Source organism: Hymenobacter aquaticus, from assembly GCF_004765605.1.
Classification (GTDB): domain Bacteria; phylum Bacteroidota; class Bacteroidia; order Cytophagales; family Hymenobacteraceae; genus Hymenobacter; species Hymenobacter aquaticus.
On the sequence record NZ_SRLC01000002.1, the window covers coordinates 419512 to 436707 of the forward strand.

The window sequence follows — 17196 nt, forward strand, 5'->3', positions numbered from 1 at the left end:
TACCCCAGTATTTAGCATCCGGCTGCTTTCAGACGTTATGAGATATCCAATCGAACAAGGCTTTGTAGAGGTGAGCCCCTGCATTGAATTGCATTATGAAGTGTACGGCCCCAAAGACGGGCAGCCGCTGGTGGTGGTCAACGACTTCTTTTCGTCCAAGCACATCTGGGTGCGGTATTTCGCGCCGGTGCTCAGCCGCTACCGGCTGGTGGTGTACGATTTGCGCAATCAGGGCTCCTACAACAAGATTCAGCCCCTGGTCAATAGCATGAGCCTCGACGACCACGTGGCCGATCTGGCCTGCCTGCTTGATAAGCTGGCGCTGGCGCAGCCCATCTTAGTGGGCATTTCTACTTCCACGCTTATCTGCAAGCGGTTTGCCCTGCTGCACCCCGCCGCGCTGTCGGCCCTGGTGCTGGTGGCGCCCTTCTTCAGCCCCTTCGGCGAAACCCGCAAGAAGCTGCTGCTCAACGGCTGGCTGACGGCCCTGAATACGGCCGGCCCCGACGCCCTGTTTGAGCAGCTCTACGCCCAGAGCCTCTCGTGCCGCACGGTGCAGGAAGGGCAGGACGTAGCCTTTCTGGCCCAGAAAGCCATTTTCCTCAATACCAACTCCCCCGAGCAGCTGCGGGCCTTCCTGACCCTGGCCGCTACCCACACCGACAACGCCGAGGAGCTGCGCAAAATCAAGGTCCGGACGCTGCTGGTGGCCGGCGAGCAGGATTTTCTGAACTCGCCCTCCAGCATTGCCCTGCTGGCCCGCCTGCTGCCCGACGCGTCGGTGTCCATCATCGACTTCTGCAACCACATGCCCTACTTCGAGTCGAAAACGATGTTCGAAAAGGTGCTGCTGGAGTTCGTTACCGAGCCCGAAACGGTGGCTTGCAACTAAGCGCCTGGCGTGCTGTTAAGGGTATAAACTATTATTTATCAATACATTATTCGAAGGTATATGCTGCCTGCCTCCACGTCTTCTCTGCTGGCCGACCGGCTTCACGGTCTGGGCGAGTCGCAAACCCTGGCCATGACGGTCAGGGCGCGGGCGTTGCGGGCCCAGGGCTTTCCGATCATCAACCTGAGCCTGGGCGAGCCGGACTTTCCCACCGCGCCCCACATCCGGGAGGCCGCCAAGCAGGCCATCGACGAGGGCAACTCCTGGTACACGCCCGTGGCCGGCACCCTGGAGCTGCGCCAGGCCATTGCCGACAAGCTCCGGCGGGAAAACAACATCAGCTGGAATCCGGAAAACATCCTCGTCTCGACTGGGGCTAAGCAGGCTCTGGCCAACGTGATTCTGGCCCTGGTGAACCCCGGCGACGAAGTCCTGATTTTCGCGCCCTACTGGCTCACGTACCACGAGCTGGTGCAGCTGGCCGGCGGCGTGCCGGTGCTGCTCGAAGGCAGCTACGCCAACCAGCTCAAAGCCACGGCCGCCGATTTGTCGGACGCCATTACGCCCCGCACCAAGCTGGTCGTCTACTCGTCGCCCTGCAACCCGACCGGCGCTATTTTCAGCCGCGAAGAGCTTACCCAGATGGCCCGGGTGGTGGCCCGGCACCCGCGGGTGCTGGTCGTGGCCGACGAAATCTACGAGCATATCCGCTTCCAGGAAGAGTACTTCAGCATGGCCTCGCTCGACTTCGTGCGGGAGCAGGTCATCACGGTGAACGGCTTTTCGAAGGGCTATGCCATGACGGGCTGGCGCGTGGGCTACCTGGCCGCCGCCCGCTGGATAGTGGAAGCCTGCAACGCGGTGCAGGGGCAGGTAACGTCCGGGCCCTGCGCTATTTCCCAGAAAGCCGCCGTGGCGGCCCTCACCGGCACCCAGGAGCCAGTACGGGCCATGCAGGAAGTGTACCGCCGGCGCCGCGACCTGGTAATGGAGCTGCTCGGTGCCATTCCGCACCTGCCCGTGGATGAGCCCGCCGGCGCGTTTTTCCTGCTGCCCGACGTGAGCTACTACCTCGGCCGCGAGGTGAGCGGCCAGCGCCTCGCCACCGCCCAGGACCTGTGCGCCTGGCTGCTGGAAGAAGCCCACGTGGCCCTCGTGACCGGGGCGCCGTTTGGCGCGCCGACCTGCATCCGGCTGTCGTATGCTACTTCCGAAGAGAACCTGCGCCAGGCGCTGCCGCGGCTGCGGACCACGCTGGCCGCGCTGGTCGGGCACCCGCAGGAAGCCTGTTATTTATAATAAGTATCCTTTATGCTATTCGTATCACTTATGGAAAAGAAAGACATTATCCGCCGGCTGTGGGAAATGCTGATTGACGCCGGCTACGAGCGGTTCACCAACTGCAGCCCCGACGAAATCAAGGATGAGCTGCTGGTTGACCTGGGCCTGGACTCAATGGGCCTGTTGCATCTGATGGTGGGCATCGAAACCGAGTTCGGCATCGAGTGGCGCGCCAACGACGTGAATGCCCTCACCCTGAGCACCCTGCACACCATTGCCAGCTTCCTGCTGATGGAGGCCCACAACGCGGTGGTACACACCTACGGCCTGGCCCGGGAGGCTTTCGGCGGCAGCGCGGAGGGCTACTTCCAGCTGCGGCCCCAGCCCATCGTGGGCCACGAGCAGTTTTCGGCGGCCCACGGCCGCTAACCCCCGAGCGGGGCGGCGGCCGCACGGCTGTCGGTCCGCTACTTATCGAGTGCTACTTCATGGCTATTGACCCGCGGGACTATGTGGTTTGAGATAAAAAATATCGAGGCAATTGACTCGCCGGCGGTTATTCTGCTCCAGGAGCGGGTGCTGGCGAACCTGGCCGCCCTGACCCGGCTGGTGCCCGACGTGGCGCGCCTGCGCCCCCACGTGAAAACGCACAAGATGCTGGAAGTAACCCGGCTGCTGCTCGGGGCGGGCATCACGCAGTTCAAGGCCGCCACCATTGCCGAAGCCGAAATGGTGGCTATGGCCGGCGCCCCCGACGTGCTGCTGGCTTACCAGGTGACGGGCCCCAAGGTGAAGCGCCTGCAGGCCCTGCGCGCGGCCTACCCCGGCACGGCCTTTTCCTGCCTGGTCGATACCGCCCCGGTGGCCGACGAGCTGGCCCAGGCCTTTGCCGCCCAGCCCTTGCCCGTGTACCTGGACCTGAACGTGGGCATGAACCGCACCGGCGTCGCCCCCGAGCGGGCGTTGGCGCTCTGCCGGCACTGCCAGGCCCTGCCCGGACTGCAGGTAGTGGGCCTGCACGCCTACGACGGCCACATCAACGACACCGACCCGGCCAAGACCGACGTGGTGTATGCCCTGGTCCGGCAGGCCCAGGCGGCAATTGAAGCTGCCACTGGCCAGCGCCTGGCGCTGGTGCTGGGCGGCTCGCCCACGTTTCTCAACCACGCCCGCCACCCCGAAGTAACGGTAAGCCCCGGCACGTTTATCTTCTGGGATGCCTTCTACCAGGAAGCCCTGCCCGACCTGCCTTTTGAGCCGGCCGCCATTCTGGCTACCCGGGTGCTGTCGGTGGTCGATGGGCAGACGCTCACGCTGGATCTGGGCCACAAGGCCGTGGCGGCCGAGCGGCCCCTGCCCCGGGTGCGCTTCCTGAACCTGCCCGACGGCGTGCCCATCAGCCAGAGCGAAGAGCACATGGTGGTGCGCGTGCCCGATACAGCCCATCTGCCCGTGGGCACGGTGGTGTACGCGGTGCCCCTGCACGTGTGTCCTACCATTGCCCTCTACGAGTACGCCTACGTGGCCCGCAACCAGGAATGCCAGACTACCTGGAAAGTAAACGCCCGCACCCGAATGATTACCATATAGCCGCCGGCATCCGGCGGCCTGTTTAGCTAGCTTAAAGACTACCCGATAAGTATTATTTTTTATGGAACAGGAAGTAAAAGATTGTGTGGAAGTGAGTGCGCAGCAAGTCCGGCAGTACTGGCAGACCCAGCTGGCCGACGAGCTGCCCGTGTTGGATTTCCCCGGCGACGTGGCCGCGACGGAACAGGCACCTGCCACCGCTCTGGCTCACTTTTCTATTGATTCGGCGCTAACCCAGGCCCTGCGCGACTACAGCCAGCAAACCAACGGCACGCTGTTCACGGGCGTAGTAGCCCTGCTGACGAGCGTGCTGCACTGGTACACCCGCCAGCAGGATATTATCGTGACGACCAGCTTAAGCGCCCCCGACGGCTCCGGCTTCGAGGCGCTGCCGCTGCGCCTGCGCCCCCGGCCCGCCGACTCTTTCGCTGCCGTGCTGGCCCAGGCTACCGAGGTGGCCGCGCAGGCCGCCCACCACCGCGCGTTTACTCTCGACGCCGCGGCCCAGGCCCTGGAGCTGACGCCCGAAGTAGTGGCGCGCAGCCTGCGGGCCTTGCAGCTCGTCTACCAGGCGGAAGGCGCGCCGGTAGCAGACGCTACGCCGGCCGCTACGCGCACCGCGCTGCTAGTGCGCGTAGCGGCCGGCGAGGAGCTGGAATTTACCCTCGAATACGACGCCGGCCGCTACAGCCCGGCCCTGATGGCGCAGCTGGGCCGCCACTGCCGGCAGCTGCTGGCCGCGCTGCTGGCTGCTCCCGCGCAGCCCATCGGCCGCGCCGCGCTGCTGTCGGAGCCCGAGAAGCGGCAGCTGCTGCAAGAGTTCAACGCCAGCGCCATTGCCTTCCCCGAAAACGGCCAGACCATCGTCGAGCTGTTCGAGAACATGGTGCGGCAGCATCCCGACAAGACGGCCCTGGTGTTTGAAGGCCAGGAGCTGACCTACCGGGAGCTGAACGAGCGCGCCGACCAGCTGGCCCGGCGCCTGCTGGCCCTGGCCCCGGTGACGGACGCGGCCGGGCAAAACCGCCTGGTGGCCATTTGCCTGGAGCGAGGCTTCAACGTGTACGTGGCCATGCTGGCCAGCCTGAAAAGCGGGGCCGGCTACGTGCCCCTCGACCCGCACTACCCCGAGGAGCGGGTGGCCTTTATGCTCCAGGATACCCAGGCTCGCCTGGTGCTGACCGAGCCCAAGATGCTGGCCGCCAAGCCGTATCTGGCAGGGGAGGGGCGGCAGATGGTCATCCTGGGCGAGGAAGCCGCCAACGACGCGCCGGCGGCCCCACTGGCGCTGCCCCGCCGCGTAGCCGGCTCCGACGTGGCCTACGTCATCTACACCTCCGGCTCGACCGGCCTGCCCAAGGGCGTACTCATTGAGCACGACCAGATTGCGGCCACGCTGCTGCACATGCGCAACTACTACGGCCTGAGCGCCGCCGATACCTGCGTGTACTACCGCTCATACTGCTTCGACGGCAGCATCGAGGAAACCCTGCTGCCCATGATTTCCGGGGCGCGGGTTATCATCGTGCCCACCAACACCGAGGAAGACCTGGTGGCTTACCTCTACCGGGTTATCGAGCAGTATGGCGTTACCAAAATCAATACGCCGCCGGCCTTCCTGCACCTGTTCCTAGACCGCATCGAAAGCGGCGCGGCCCTGCACTCGCTGCGCCACCTCGTGTCGGGCGGCGACGTGCTCAATAAGTCGCTGATCGGGCGGCTGCACGCCAACCTCACGGCCAAGGTGCACAACACCTACGGCCCCACCGAAAACACCATCGACTCCACGGTTTTTGAAGTCGACCGCGCCGCGCACTACCACACCATCCCGATCGGGCGGCCCGTGGCCAACTCCTCGTGCTACGTGCTCAACGAGTTTCTGCAACCCGTGCCGCTGGGCGTGGTGGGCGAGCTGTGCGTGGGCGGCACCGGCGTGGGCCGCGGCTACCTGAACCGGCCCGAGCTGACGGCCGAGAAGTTTATTGCCAACCCCTTCGCCGCCGTGGCCGAGCTGGGCTACGCCAACGAGCGGATTTACCGCACCGGCGACCTGGCCCGCTGGCTGCCCGACGGCACCATCGAGTTCCTGGGCCGCATCGACAACCAGGTCAAGATCCGGGGCTTCCGCATCGAGCTGGAGGAAATCGAAGCCGCCCTGCTCAAGCACCCCGAAATCGACAGCGCCGTGGTGGTGGTCCGGCAGTTTGAGAACAGCAAGGAGCTGGTGGCCTACCTGGTGAGCAAAGTGCCCCAGAGCGCCGACGCGCTGCGTGGCTACCTCAAAGCCAAAATGCCCGACTACATGGTGCCCAGCTACTTCGTGCAGCTGGCCCAGATGCCCATCAGCACCACCGGCAAGGTGAACAAAGCCGCCCTGCCCGACCCCAAAACCAACGCCCTGTCCGGCAGCCAGCAGCACGTGGGGGCCCGCAACTCCCGCGAGGCCAAGCTGATCGAAATCTGGCAAGAGGTGCTCAACCGGGACACCATCGGGGTCAAAGACAACTTCATCGACATGGGCGGCACTTCGCTGTCGGCCATCCAGGTGATTCTGAAGCTGCGCACCGACGGCTACAAGATTTCCACCCGCGACTTCCTCGAAAACCTGGTGCTGGAAGAGCAGGCCGCCGTGCTCAACGACGACGCGGCCCAGGCCGTGGAGCCTACCACCCAGAACGTTACCGTGGCCCTGAGCCCGGCCCAGCAAGCCCTCGTGCAACAGCCCGCCGCCGCGCACCCCGCCCTGGTATTGCAGGCCCGCGGGTGGCTGTCGGAGGCCATGCTGAGCCAGGTGCTGGACAAGCTGCTGAGCCACCACGAGGTGCTGCGCGCCGCCCTGGTGCAGGCCGGCGGGCAGTGGCAGCTAGAAATTCCGCCCACGGCCAAGCCCCTGATTGCCTACTTTGACCACCGGCCGTTTTCGGAAGCGGAAGCCGCGGAAGAGGAGCGGCAGGTGCTGGCCGCCGCCCGGCAGGAAGAGCTGGGCCAGGGCATGCCAGCCGTGAAATTCCTGGTATTCCGCCGCGCCCAGGCCGACCGGGTGGCCATCGTGGCCCACGCCGCCCTGCTCGACGCCGCGGCCTGGCAGGTGCTGGTAGCCGATATGGTGACGCTCTTCGCGCAGGCCGAGAAAAATAGCACGCTGGCCCTGCCGGCCAAAGCCCACGGCTTCCAGCGCTGGATGGACGAGCTAGCCGCCGCCCCCGCCGCCACTGCCGCCGAGCAAGCCTTCTGGCAAGCTGCCACCGAGGCCAGTGCCGGCAGCCGGACAAGCGCCGAACCAGCGGCGGAGCAGGTGCGCCTTGTCATTCCTTCTATTTCCCAAGCCGCCCTGGCCACCGCCAATCAGGCCTTCGATACGGATTCCGCGCAGCTGGTGCTTACGGCCTTCCTCGGTGCGCTACGGGCCGAGCTGGGCCTGACCACGGCGGCCGTGGAGCTGGCCGCCTCGGCCCGCGAGGCCGGGGGGGAAGAGGGCAATTCGCTGGGCAACTTCACGGTGAATTATCCGCTCGGGTTGGCCCTGAATGATTTCCCGGTCTGGGAAGCGGCCCTTGCGGCCGTGCGCCACCAGGTAGAGCAGGTGCCGGGCAAAGGCACTGGCTATGCCGCCGGTGCAGCCGCCCAAAATGCCCCGGCGGGTGTGCCGCCCTTCCGCTTTGCCTACCAGGAAGCCTCCTTTGCCGATGCCCTGACGGATTCGCCCTTCCAGGCCGCCGAGTACGAAGCTGCCGCCCCGCTGGCCCTGTCGGCCGGGCTCGACTTCTCCGCTACGCTGCTCGACAACGACCAGCTCCAGGTGGTGCTGCGCTACGCCCCCGGCCAGTATTCGGCGACGGTGGTAGAAGCCATTGGCCGCTCGTTTGAAGCCGGGTTGCGGCAGACCGTGGCGGCCTGCGCGGCCCGGGTGGCGGCGCAGGGGCCGCTGTACCGGATTTCCTACAACCAGCAGTATTTCTTCCGCAGCGGCGACATCGACCAGAGTCGGGGCGTGCTGCCCGAGTTTGTGTTTCCCACGGCCAGCGTCGCGCTGTTCCAGTCGTTGTGCACGCAGTTCCTGGCGGCCCTCGATATTCTGCGGGTGCGGTTTGAGCGCCACCACGGCGAGATTTTCCAGCGCGTGGCCCCGGCCGCCACGGTGGTGCCCGACGTGCGCCGCCACCAGGTGGCCGATGCCCACAACGCGGCGGCTACCGAGGCCGTGTTCCAGCGCGAGCTGCACCAGCCCTTCCAGTTCAGCGACCAGCAGCTGGTTCGTTTCGTGGTGGTGCACGATGCCCAGGTGGCGCGCTGCCAGATCGTGGTGCACCACGCCGTGACGGACGGGGCTTCCAACCAGCTGCTCGTGCAGCTGATTCAGTCCCTGATGAGCGGACAGATGGAGCCCCTGCAACACTTCGTGCAAACGGCCCCCCGCTACTGGGACTACATCCGCTGGCAGAGCCGGTTTATGCGCTCGGCCACGGCCCGGCAGCAGCTCTCTTACTGGACCACCAACCTGGCGGGCTTCGAGCACACCGCGCCCCTGGGGGGCAAGGCCGAGGAAGAGCAGTTCGATTACCTGTTCCGCATCAGCCAGGTGATTCAAGGCGACAGCCACGAGCGGATTCTGGCCTTCTGCAAAGCCTACGAAATCGACCTGAGCAGCTTCTTCCTCACGGCCTTCGCCCTCACGCTCTACGCCCGCAGCGGGGCCGAGGAAACCATTGTCGACATCTTCTCCAACGGCCGCGACCAGCTGATTCCGGGCGTGGCGGTGCCCCAGCTCGTGGGCGTCATTGCCAACAAGCTGCCCATCAAGCTGCGCCTCAGCGAGCAGATGAGCTTCGGGCAGGTCTGTAAGCAGGTGATGGAGGTGTACTACGAAGGCCGCCTGCACCAGCAGATTCCCTACATCGAGATGGAAAAGGCCCTGCGCGCCGCCTGCCAGCACACGCTGGGCGACTTCGTGCAGGTGCGCTTCAACTACTTTGACTACTCGGCCTTCCCGTTTGGCAAGGGCACCGAGGGCTTCACCAGCCAGGCCAAGGAAGTGAAGCTGATCGGCAACAACGCCGCCGTGCTCAGCAACTACCGCCTGATTCTGGACTGCAAAGCCTACCAGGACACCGTGAAGCTGGAGTGGAAGTACCCCTGCACCGAGACGTTCGAGGGCTGGGAAGACACCATTCTGCCCATCGTGCGCCTCATCACGGAAAGCACCCAGGCGCCCCTCTCGCGCATCGGGGCGGAAGCGGCGGCGCCGGAAGCCGCGGCGGAAAGCGCCGACGACCTGGTGACCATGACCATATAACTAGGGCTGCCGCGCGGCCACGCTACCTGTATTTCTACCTGTATCCCTTTTTCTAACGCAATCTGTTACCACTATGAAAGAGCAACTTGTGAACGATAATGACCTGTTCAATCTGACCATTGCTACCTCGCCGGAAGACGTGGACAGCATTAACAAGAAGTTTTACGGGAAGTATAACTACCCCTGGCCCCCGCGCTCCTTCCCGGCCTACCCGGCGGGCATGGCCGGCAGGCTGCTCAACCAGGACATCGGCAGCTGGGACCATTCGCGCATTCCGGCCCGGCCCCGCATCTGGGTGGCCGGCTGCGGTACCAACCAGGCCCTGTTCACGGCCCTGCGCTTCCCCGAGGCCGACGTCATCGGCACCGACCTGTCGGCGCAGTCGTTGCAGCTGGGCCGCAAGAATGCGGCGCAGATGGGCATTGCCAACCTCAAGCTGGAGGAAAAGAGCATCAACGAGGTAACCTACGCCGAGGAGTTCGATTACATCATCTGCACCGGCGTGGTACACCACAATGCCAACCCCGAGCTGACGTTGGCCAAGCTGGCCGGGGCCCTGAAGCCCAGCGGCGTCATCGAGTTCATGGTGTACAACTACTACCACCGCCTGATGACCACCGCCTGCCAGAACGCGGTGCGCACCTTCTACAATCGGGAAGAGTCGCTGGACATGGATCTGGAAATGACCATCGTCAAGAAGCTCATTGCCCACTTCCCGTTCCGCAACCTGATGGGCGAGTACATGCGCACCCACCACTCGGCTCCCGAAGCTAAAATCGCCGACTGCCTGCTGCAACCGGTGGAGTACAGCTACACGGTCGAGTCGTTGGAGAAGCTGGTGGGCGCCGGCAACCTGGAGCTGCTGATTCACTGCATCAACCAGACCGACGTGGCCGTGAATGCCCTGAACTGGAACACGCACTTCGACGAGCCCCTGCTGGCCCAGGAGTACGAGGCCCTGCCCGACAACAAGCGCTGGCAGATTTCCAACCTGCTCATGCTCAACGATTCGCCCATGCTGTGGTTCTACTTGCAGCGCAAGGATGCCCCGGCCGAGCGCCTGAGCGAGCGGGACATCTGCGAGGGTTTCCTGGCCAGCAAGTTTGCCAAGAACACCTTCCCGGTCAAAAACCACGTCATCAACCTCAAAGGCACCTACGCCCTGAGCGACCGGACGCTGACCTACCCCCTGATTCAGGCCCCGACCGACGCGCTGGCCAAGAAAGTCTGGGACGCGGTGAACCCCGAGCTGACCATGCGCGAGGTATTCGCGCTGGCCGGCATCGAGCCCACCTTCCAGAACGTGAACAACGCCCGCATCCAGCTGACCACCTCGGCCTTCCCGTACCTGCTGGCCCAGTAGCCGCCCCGCAGGCGCGCCGCATCCCGAAAAGCCCGGCGGCCACCCGCCGCCGGGCCTGTGGCGCCACCGCCGAGCGGGTGGATGACTATAACCGGCGGCCCCGTAACCCCGCGCCAGGTTTCCCTATCACTATTCACCCATTATTGCGATGTCGCAGCTGAAATTCAGTACCCTTATCCGCTTTATCTTTCTGAGCTTCCTGTCGGGCGGCACGAGCTTTCTGTTCCTGACCTTCGTCAACCGCGTTATCGGGCAACTGATGGCGCAGGGCTACGGGGCCATCACCCAGACCTACACCCTGCTGTTTCTGCTCATCGTGGTCCTCTTTATCTGGACGCGGCGGGTGCTGGCGCTGGCCATCATCCGGTTTTCGCAGAGCCTGTTCTGGTCGTTGCGCAAGGACATTATCTTCCTGGTGCTGAAGTCGAACTACCAGCAGCTGAGCAGCCGCAAAGACCTGGTGCACACGGCCCTGGTGCGCGACATCAACATGCTCACCAACGCCTCGCTGAACATCATTCAGTTTGCCACGTCGGTTATCATCGTGGTGGCCTGCCTGGTGTACATGGCTACCGTGTCGGGGCCGCTGTTTCTGGTGAGCCTGGCCGTCATCGTGCTCGGCACGCTGCTCTACCAGTTCAACGCCCGCCGCAACAACGACTTCTTCAAGCAGGCCCGGGCCCTGGAAGACCGGTTCATGTTTTACTTCAACGCCATTCTGGGCGGCTTCAAGGAAATCTACATGGACACCAAGAAGGGCCAGCGGATTTACGGGAAGAAGATTGCGCGCATCGCCGACGAGTCGGTGGTAAACCAGGAAAAGGCTTTCGTGGGCTTGCTCAACAACCAGATTACCGGGCAAACCATGTTTTACCTGCTCATCGGGGCCATTCTGCTCTACTGCGGCGCGGCCTGGCGCATTGCCCCCGCCGACACAGTGAGCTTCCTGTTTATCCTGCTCTACGTGCTCAGCTCGGTCGAAACCATCATGGTGCTGCTGCCCAACCTGCTCCAGGCCAAGATTTCCTCCGACCGGATTGCCAAGCTCCAGGCCGACCTGCTGAGCGAAAAGCCCCTGGGCGAGCTGGTGGATCTGCAACAGACCCTGGGCGAGTTCGACACCATTGCGGTGCGCGACCTCACGTTTCAGTACCACGGCGCTAACCAGGAAAGCTTCGGCATCGGGCCGGTCAACTTCAGCATCAGCCGCGGCGAAGTCGTGTTTATCTACGGCGGCAACGGCAGCGGCAAAACCACCTTCGTGTCGGCTTTGCTCGGGCTGCTGGTGCCGGCCAGCGGCGGCGTGTACTACAACGACTGCCTGATCGACGAGGAGCGCAGCCAGTCCTACTCGTCCCTGTTTGGGGTGGTGTTCAGCGACTTCTACCTCTTCGACGAGTTCTACGGCATCGACCACCTCGACCAGGAAATGCTGGCCTACTACCTGCGCCTGTTTGAAATCGAGGACAAGGTGAAAGTCGAGGACGGCAAGTTTTCGACCACCCACCTTTCCACCGGGCAGCGCAAGCGCCTGGCCCTGATTACGGCCCTGCTCGAAGGCAAGCCCCTGCTGATGCTCGACGAGTGGGCCGCCGACCAGGACCCGTACTTCCGCAAGAAGTTCTACACCCAGATTGTGCCCGAGCTGAAGGCCGCCGGCTTTACGCTTATCGCCATTACCCACGACGATAAATATTATAACTGCGCCGATACGCTCTACAAAATGGAATACGGCAAGCTGATTCGGGAGGAAGAGCCCGTGTTCAGCACGCTCTAACCCCCTTGCCCGGCCGCCAATCCGGTCCCTGCTGTCGGCCGGGAAGCGAGCTGCCACGTTGTTTGCTCCCTGTTGTTTACTAGCTCGCCCTATGAAAAAACCTAAGTTATTCCTGCTGCATTTTGCCGGTGGCAACTGCTTCTCCTTTCAATTTCTGCTCCCGTATCTAAACGACTTCGAGGTGTTTCCGCTGGAGCTGCCCGGCCGGGGCAAGCGGATGCGCGAGCCCCTGATCCGCGACTTTGAGCAGGCCGCCAAAGACATGTACCACCAAGTGATGCAGGTGCTGGCCCTCGACGCCTTTTCGGCCTCCAAGTTCCTGATCTACGGCCACAGCATGGGGGCGCGCCTGGCCTTCAAGGTGGCCGGCATGCTCGAAAAGGCCCACAAGCTACCCGTTCACGTCATCATCAGCGGCAGCTCGGGGCCTTCGCTCCTGCAGAACGACCGCAAGATCCGGCACCTGATGAACAAGCCCGAGCTGAAGCTGGAGCTGCAAAGCCTGGGCGGCCTGCCCCAGGAAATCCTGGAAAACGAGGAGGTGTTCGACTTTTTCGAGCCCATCATCCGCTCCGACTTCGAAGTGGTGGAGCGCAACCAGCTGGGGCCGTTTCCGCCCATCCAGACGCCCATCTATGCCGTGATGGGCGACGAGGAGGACACGGCCCCGCTCATCACCAACTGGGAGCAGTACACCACCACCGACTTTTCCTACGAGGTGCTGCCGGGCAACCATTTCTTTATTCACCAACACCCTCGCCGGATGGCCGAGATAATCCAAAGCTGCTATGCTACGACTCCTGTATACAAATACTGAGTGCCTGGAGGATAATGAAATTGCGCATTATCTGGATTTTCTGCCCTTCGCCATGCACGGCGACATTCTGCGCTACAAGTTTGCCGACGACCAGAAGCACCGCCTGCTGGCCCGCCTGATGCTGCGCTACTGCCTGCTCGAAACCACCGGCTCGGATGAGCTGATGACCGAGTGGAAAAAGGACGACAACCACAAGCCCTTCATTGCCGGCTGGTACCCGTTCAACATCTCGCACGCGGGCAAGTGGGTGATTTTTGCCTACAGCGACGAAAACATCGGCGTCGACATCGAGAAGCAGACGGCCGTCGACTACCAGAGCCTGATTGCCTATTTCCACCCCGACGAGCAGGCCTACGTGCGCAAGTCGGACGACAAGCAGCTGAGCTTTTTCAACATTTGGGTGAAGAAGGAAGCCATTCTCAAGGCCATCGGCACCGGCATCGTGGAAGGCTGGCAGGAGTTCAGCTGCATCGACGAAATCGTGGCCTACAAAGACGAGCAGTGGGTGTTTCACCCCTTGGCCATTGCGCCCGGCTACGTGTCCTACCTCTGCACCAGCGGCAACGTTACCTCCATCGAGCTGCAGCAGGTCTACGCCAGCGCCATTGCCACGGCTAGCCCGGCGGCGGCCTACGCCCTCCACGAGGCGTAAGCCGGCCGCCCCGGTTCCGAATATTCTTATAGCCAGTGCCTTTATACTTTATTTCTAACCCCGCCTTCGGGCGGAGCACCGCAGGCCCAGCCTGCCCCCAACGATGAAAGCACCGAGTATAGCGTTTCTGTTTCCCGTCCTGATTGTGGGCCTCATTGTGATGGTGTTGTCGCGCAACATCGGCGACGTGCCGGCCCTGGGCCCGCTGTTCGACCCCTTCGTGGGCCTGGCCCAGAACGACAAGCCCACCGGGCGCGCCCTGGCCACCGGCCTGCACGAGCTGCAGCGCCCGGTGCAGGTGTATTTCGACGAGCGCGAAGTACCGCACATCTTCGCCAGCCAGCAGTCCGACCTGTTTTTCGCCCAGGGCTACGTCACGGCCTCGCTGCGCCTGTGGCAGATGGACTTCGTGACCTACGCCTCGGCCGGCCGCCTGGCCGAGGTGCTGGGACCCAAGTACCTCGACAAAGACCGGTTGCAGCGCCGCCTGGGCATTCTGGAAGCGGCCAAGAAGTCGTTGGCTTTCATCGAGCAGGACAGCCAGACCAACCAGGTGCTGACGGCCTACACCAAGGGCGTGAATGCCTACATCGAGCAGCTCCACTACAAGGATTACCCGCTGGAATACAAGCTGTTTGCCGGCAAGCCCGAGCCCTGGTCGAAGCTCAAGACGGTGCTGATTATGAAGTACATGGCCACGGCCCTGAGCGGCTACGACGAAGACATGGCCATGTCGAGCATGCGCCTGGCTTTGGGCAAGGACTTCGACCGGGTGTACCCCGAGTGGACGCCCGACAACTCGCCGGCGGCCCAGCGCGCCGCCACCCAGCTGGCCCGGCACCGCCCCGCCTCCGCCGACTCGCTGGGCTACCTGAACTACGCTTTCCTGCAGGGAATCACCACCGTGACGCCCAGCGAGTACAACCCCAAGCTGGGCAGCAACAACTGGGTGGTATCGGGCAAGAAAACCAAGTCGGGCAACCCGATTCTCTGCAACGACCTGCACCTGAGCTTGTCGTTGCCGGCTATCTGGCTGGAAATGCAGCTTTCGGCCCCCGGCATCAACGTGTACGGCGTCTCGATTCCGGGCGCGCCGGCCATCATCGTGGGCTTCAACTCGTCCATTGCCTGGGGCACCACCAACGGGGCCACCGACGTGAAAGACTGGTACAAGCTCAAAATTGCCGACGACTACTCGGCCTACGAGTTTGACGGCCAGTGGCGCAAAACCACGGCCCGGGTCGAGGAAATCAAGGTGCGCGACGCAGCCACGGTGTATGACACGATCTACTCCACCGTGCACGGCCCCATCGTGATGGACCGGCGCTTCCACGAGAAGCCCGAGCTGCTGAACTACGCCCTGCGCTGGGAGCTGCACAACCCCTCCAACGATATTCTGGCCTTTATCAAGCTTAATACGGCTACTAATTACCAGCAGTACCGCGCGGCCATCAGCCACTACGCCTGCCCGGTGCAGAACTTCATCTACGCCGGCAAGGACAACGACATTGCCATTACCCACCAGGGCAAAATCACGCGGAAGTGGGCCGAGCAGGGCCGCTTCGTGCTGGACGGCACCAAAAAGTCGCACCTGCCCACCAGCTACATTCCCGAAGACAGCCTGCCCGTGAGCCACAATCCCGGCAGCGGCTACCTGTTTTCGGCCAACAACCGGCCCACCGACGAGAAGTACCCCTATTATTACAACGGCTACTACAGTGAAACCCGGGCCGCGCGCATCCACACCCTGCTGGCTGCCGACAACCAGTTCGACGTGGCTAAGATGGAGCAGATGCAGCTCGACAACACCAACGGCTTCGCGGCCCAGGCCATGCCCGTGCTGCTCGCCGCCCTCGACCGGACCAAGCTCAACGCGGCCCAGCTGAAATTCCTGGCGGCCATCGAAAACTGGCGCGGCGACTACAGCCAGCAGGATACCACCGCCATCCTGTTTGACCTGTGGTGGGACAACGTGGAAGACTACACCTGGGATGAGCTGCGCAACTACCCGTTCTACAGCCAGGCTCCCAAGGATGAAGTGCTGCTCCAGCTCATTGCCCGCGACCCGCAGAACCGCTACTTCAACCGCATCAACACCGCCGCTACCGAAGATGCCGCCGCCGTCATTCAGTCGTCCTTCGTCGATGCCGTGGCCCGCATCGTGGAAAAAGCCGGGGAAGGCGCTTCCCCCGCGTGGGGGCAGGTCAACAAAATCAACGTGACGCACCTCTCGACGCTGGCCGCCTTCAGCCGCATGGGTATTTCCTCGGGCGGCAACCCGGAAGCCATCAACGCCATTTCCAAGAACTGGGGCCCCTCGTGGCGCATGATTGTGGAGCTCGGCGACAAGCCCAAAGCCTACGGTATCTACCCCGGCGGGCAGTCGGGCGACGTGGGCAGCCCGCACTACACCGATTTCATCGACGACTGGCAGAAGGGCCGCTACTACGAGCTGCACTTCTACACCTCGGAGCAGGAAGCCAAAGCCGCCACCAAGGCCGCCTGGCAGCTGGGCAACTAGCCCCCGCCGCCGCATCTGACCCCAAACGACCCCGGCCCCAGCCGAGACGGAATGTTCCGTCTTGGCTGGGGCCGGGGTCGTTTGGGGCAATGGCTGGCGCAGGGCCGCTCCGCCAGCCTGAAGTTAAGCGTTACGCTTTTTTCTCCAGCTCCATTTCGCATACCGGGCATTTGCCGGGCTTGGTGCTCTGGCTGCCTTCGCAGCCCATGGGGCACTCATACAGCACCGAGCTGGCTTTGAGCTGGCTGCCGGTTTTGGCCTGCCACTCCTTAAACTGCTTGATTTCCTTTTCCTGAGCGTTTATCATCTGCTGAGCCATAGCCTTGAGCTTTGGGTCGCGGCCGTGGGCCAGCTCGGCCTTGGCCATGTCTACGGCGCTCTGGTGGTGGGGCACCATCAGGCGAGCATAGTCCTGGTCGACGCTGCCGCTGGGCTCGCCCAGGTTGGTCATCATCACGTCCATCGAGCTTTTCATCTGGCGGGTGAACGGGTCGGCCGGGTCGGTGGGCTTGTAGTTGGCGGCGGCCCCGTCGAGGCGCTCGGCAATGGCTTCCAGGGCCAGAATCTCCTGCTGCTGGTCGTCGCTGATTTTCTGGGCCATGGCCCGTAGCGTCGCGTCTTTACCTTCCTTCAGCTCCAGGGCCGACATTTCGACGGCGCCTTTGTGGTGGGCCAGCATCATGTGCGCAAAGTCGTGGTCAGTGTTGCCGGCCGGCTTCAGCGCGTCCATGTTGGTCATCATGGTGTTCATCACGCCCTTCATGTCGGGCGTGGCGGCGTGGCTCATCGGCGCGTGGTCCATGCCGGCCATGTCGCCGTGGCCCGCCGAGTCGGTGGTGGTGGTAGTCGTGGTGGTTTCGGCCGTTTTGTTGCCGTCGCAGCTGCTCAGGAGCAGGGTGCAGGAAGCCAGGGCCGAAAGGAAAAAAGCAGAGCGTTTCATGGAAAATCCGAAGGGGTAAGGGTGGGCGTAAAGTGGTTGCGGGTACTTGGGCGGAAGCCAACCCGGCGGG

Annotated in this window: 11 protein-coding genes; 10 read left to right on the forward strand and 1 reads right to left on the reverse strand. The window is 63.3% G+C overall.

Going from position 1 to position 17196, the window contains the following annotated elements; genetic code table 11:
- Positions 1-37 precede the first annotated feature (37 nt).
- The 10 genes from E5K00_RS14485 (at position 38) to E5K00_RS14530 (ending at position 16186) form a co-directional block, all read left to right on the forward strand.
- Complete coding sequence (locus E5K00_RS14485) at positions 38-892, forward strand: alpha/beta fold hydrolase (protein WP_135464038.1); 855 nt, start codon at positions 38-40, stop codon at positions 890-892.
- Between the two features lie 60 nt (positions 893-952).
- Positions 953-2191: a pyridoxal phosphate-dependent aminotransferase gene (locus tag E5K00_RS14490; protein WP_135464039.1), complete on the forward strand. Its 1239-nt coding sequence runs from the start codon at positions 953-955 to the stop codon at positions 2189-2191.
- Between the two features lie 30 nt (positions 2192-2221).
- Complete coding sequence (locus E5K00_RS14495; protein WP_167856904.1) at positions 2222-2602, forward strand: acyl carrier protein; 381 nt, start codon at positions 2222-2224, stop codon at positions 2600-2602.
- Positions 2603-2683: 81 nt separating this feature from the next.
- Positions 2684-3763 carry a D-TA family PLP-dependent enzyme gene (locus E5K00_RS14500; RefSeq protein WP_135464041.1) on the forward strand — a complete coding sequence of 360 codons (1080 nt, stop codon included), beginning with the start codon at positions 2684-2686 and terminating at the stop codon, positions 3761-3763.
- Between the two features lie 61 nt (positions 3764-3824).
- On the forward strand, positions 3825-9056 hold the full coding sequence (locus tag E5K00_RS14505; RefSeq protein ID WP_135464042.1) for a non-ribosomal peptide synthetase: 5232 nt from the start codon (positions 3825-3827) through the stop codon (positions 9054-9056).
- Positions 9057-9129: 73 nt separating this feature from the next.
- The gene (locus E5K00_RS14510; protein WP_135464043.1) at positions 9130-10419 is read left to right on the forward strand and encodes a class I SAM-dependent methyltransferase; all 1290 of its coding nucleotides are present in this window, start codon (positions 9130-9132) and stop codon (positions 10417-10419) included.
- Positions 10420-10567: 148 nt separating this feature from the next.
- A complete protein-coding gene (locus tag E5K00_RS14515; RefSeq protein ID WP_135464044.1) occupies positions 10568-12196 on the forward strand; it encodes a cyclic peptide export ABC transporter in 1629 nt (542 codons plus the stop codon).
- Positions 12197-12287: 91 nt separating this feature from the next.
- On the forward strand, positions 12288-13013 hold the full coding sequence (locus tag E5K00_RS14520) for a thioesterase II family protein (protein ID WP_135464045.1): 726 nt from the start codon (positions 12288-12290) through the stop codon (positions 13011-13013).
- Entirely contained in the window at positions 12985-13665 is a 681-nt protein-coding gene (locus tag E5K00_RS14525; protein ID WP_135464046.1) for a 4'-phosphopantetheinyl transferase family protein, read from the forward strand. Before E5K00_RS14520 ends, E5K00_RS14525 begins: the two co-directional genes overlap by 29 nt.
- 103 nt (positions 13666-13768) lie before the next feature.
- Positions 13769-16186, forward strand: coding sequence for a penicillin acylase family protein (locus E5K00_RS14530; RefSeq protein ID WP_135464047.1), 2418 nt, complete (start codon positions 13769-13771; stop codon positions 16184-16186).
- Between the two features lie 130 nt (positions 16187-16316).
- On the opposite strand, the gene E5K00_RS14535 is transcribed toward E5K00_RS14530, so the two are convergent.
- The gene (locus E5K00_RS14535) at positions 16317-17126 is read right to left on the reverse strand and encodes a DUF305 domain-containing protein (RefSeq protein ID WP_135464048.1); all 810 of its coding nucleotides are present in this window, start codon (positions 17124-17126) and stop codon (positions 16317-16319) included.
- Between the last annotated feature and the right edge of the window lie 70 nt (positions 17127-17196).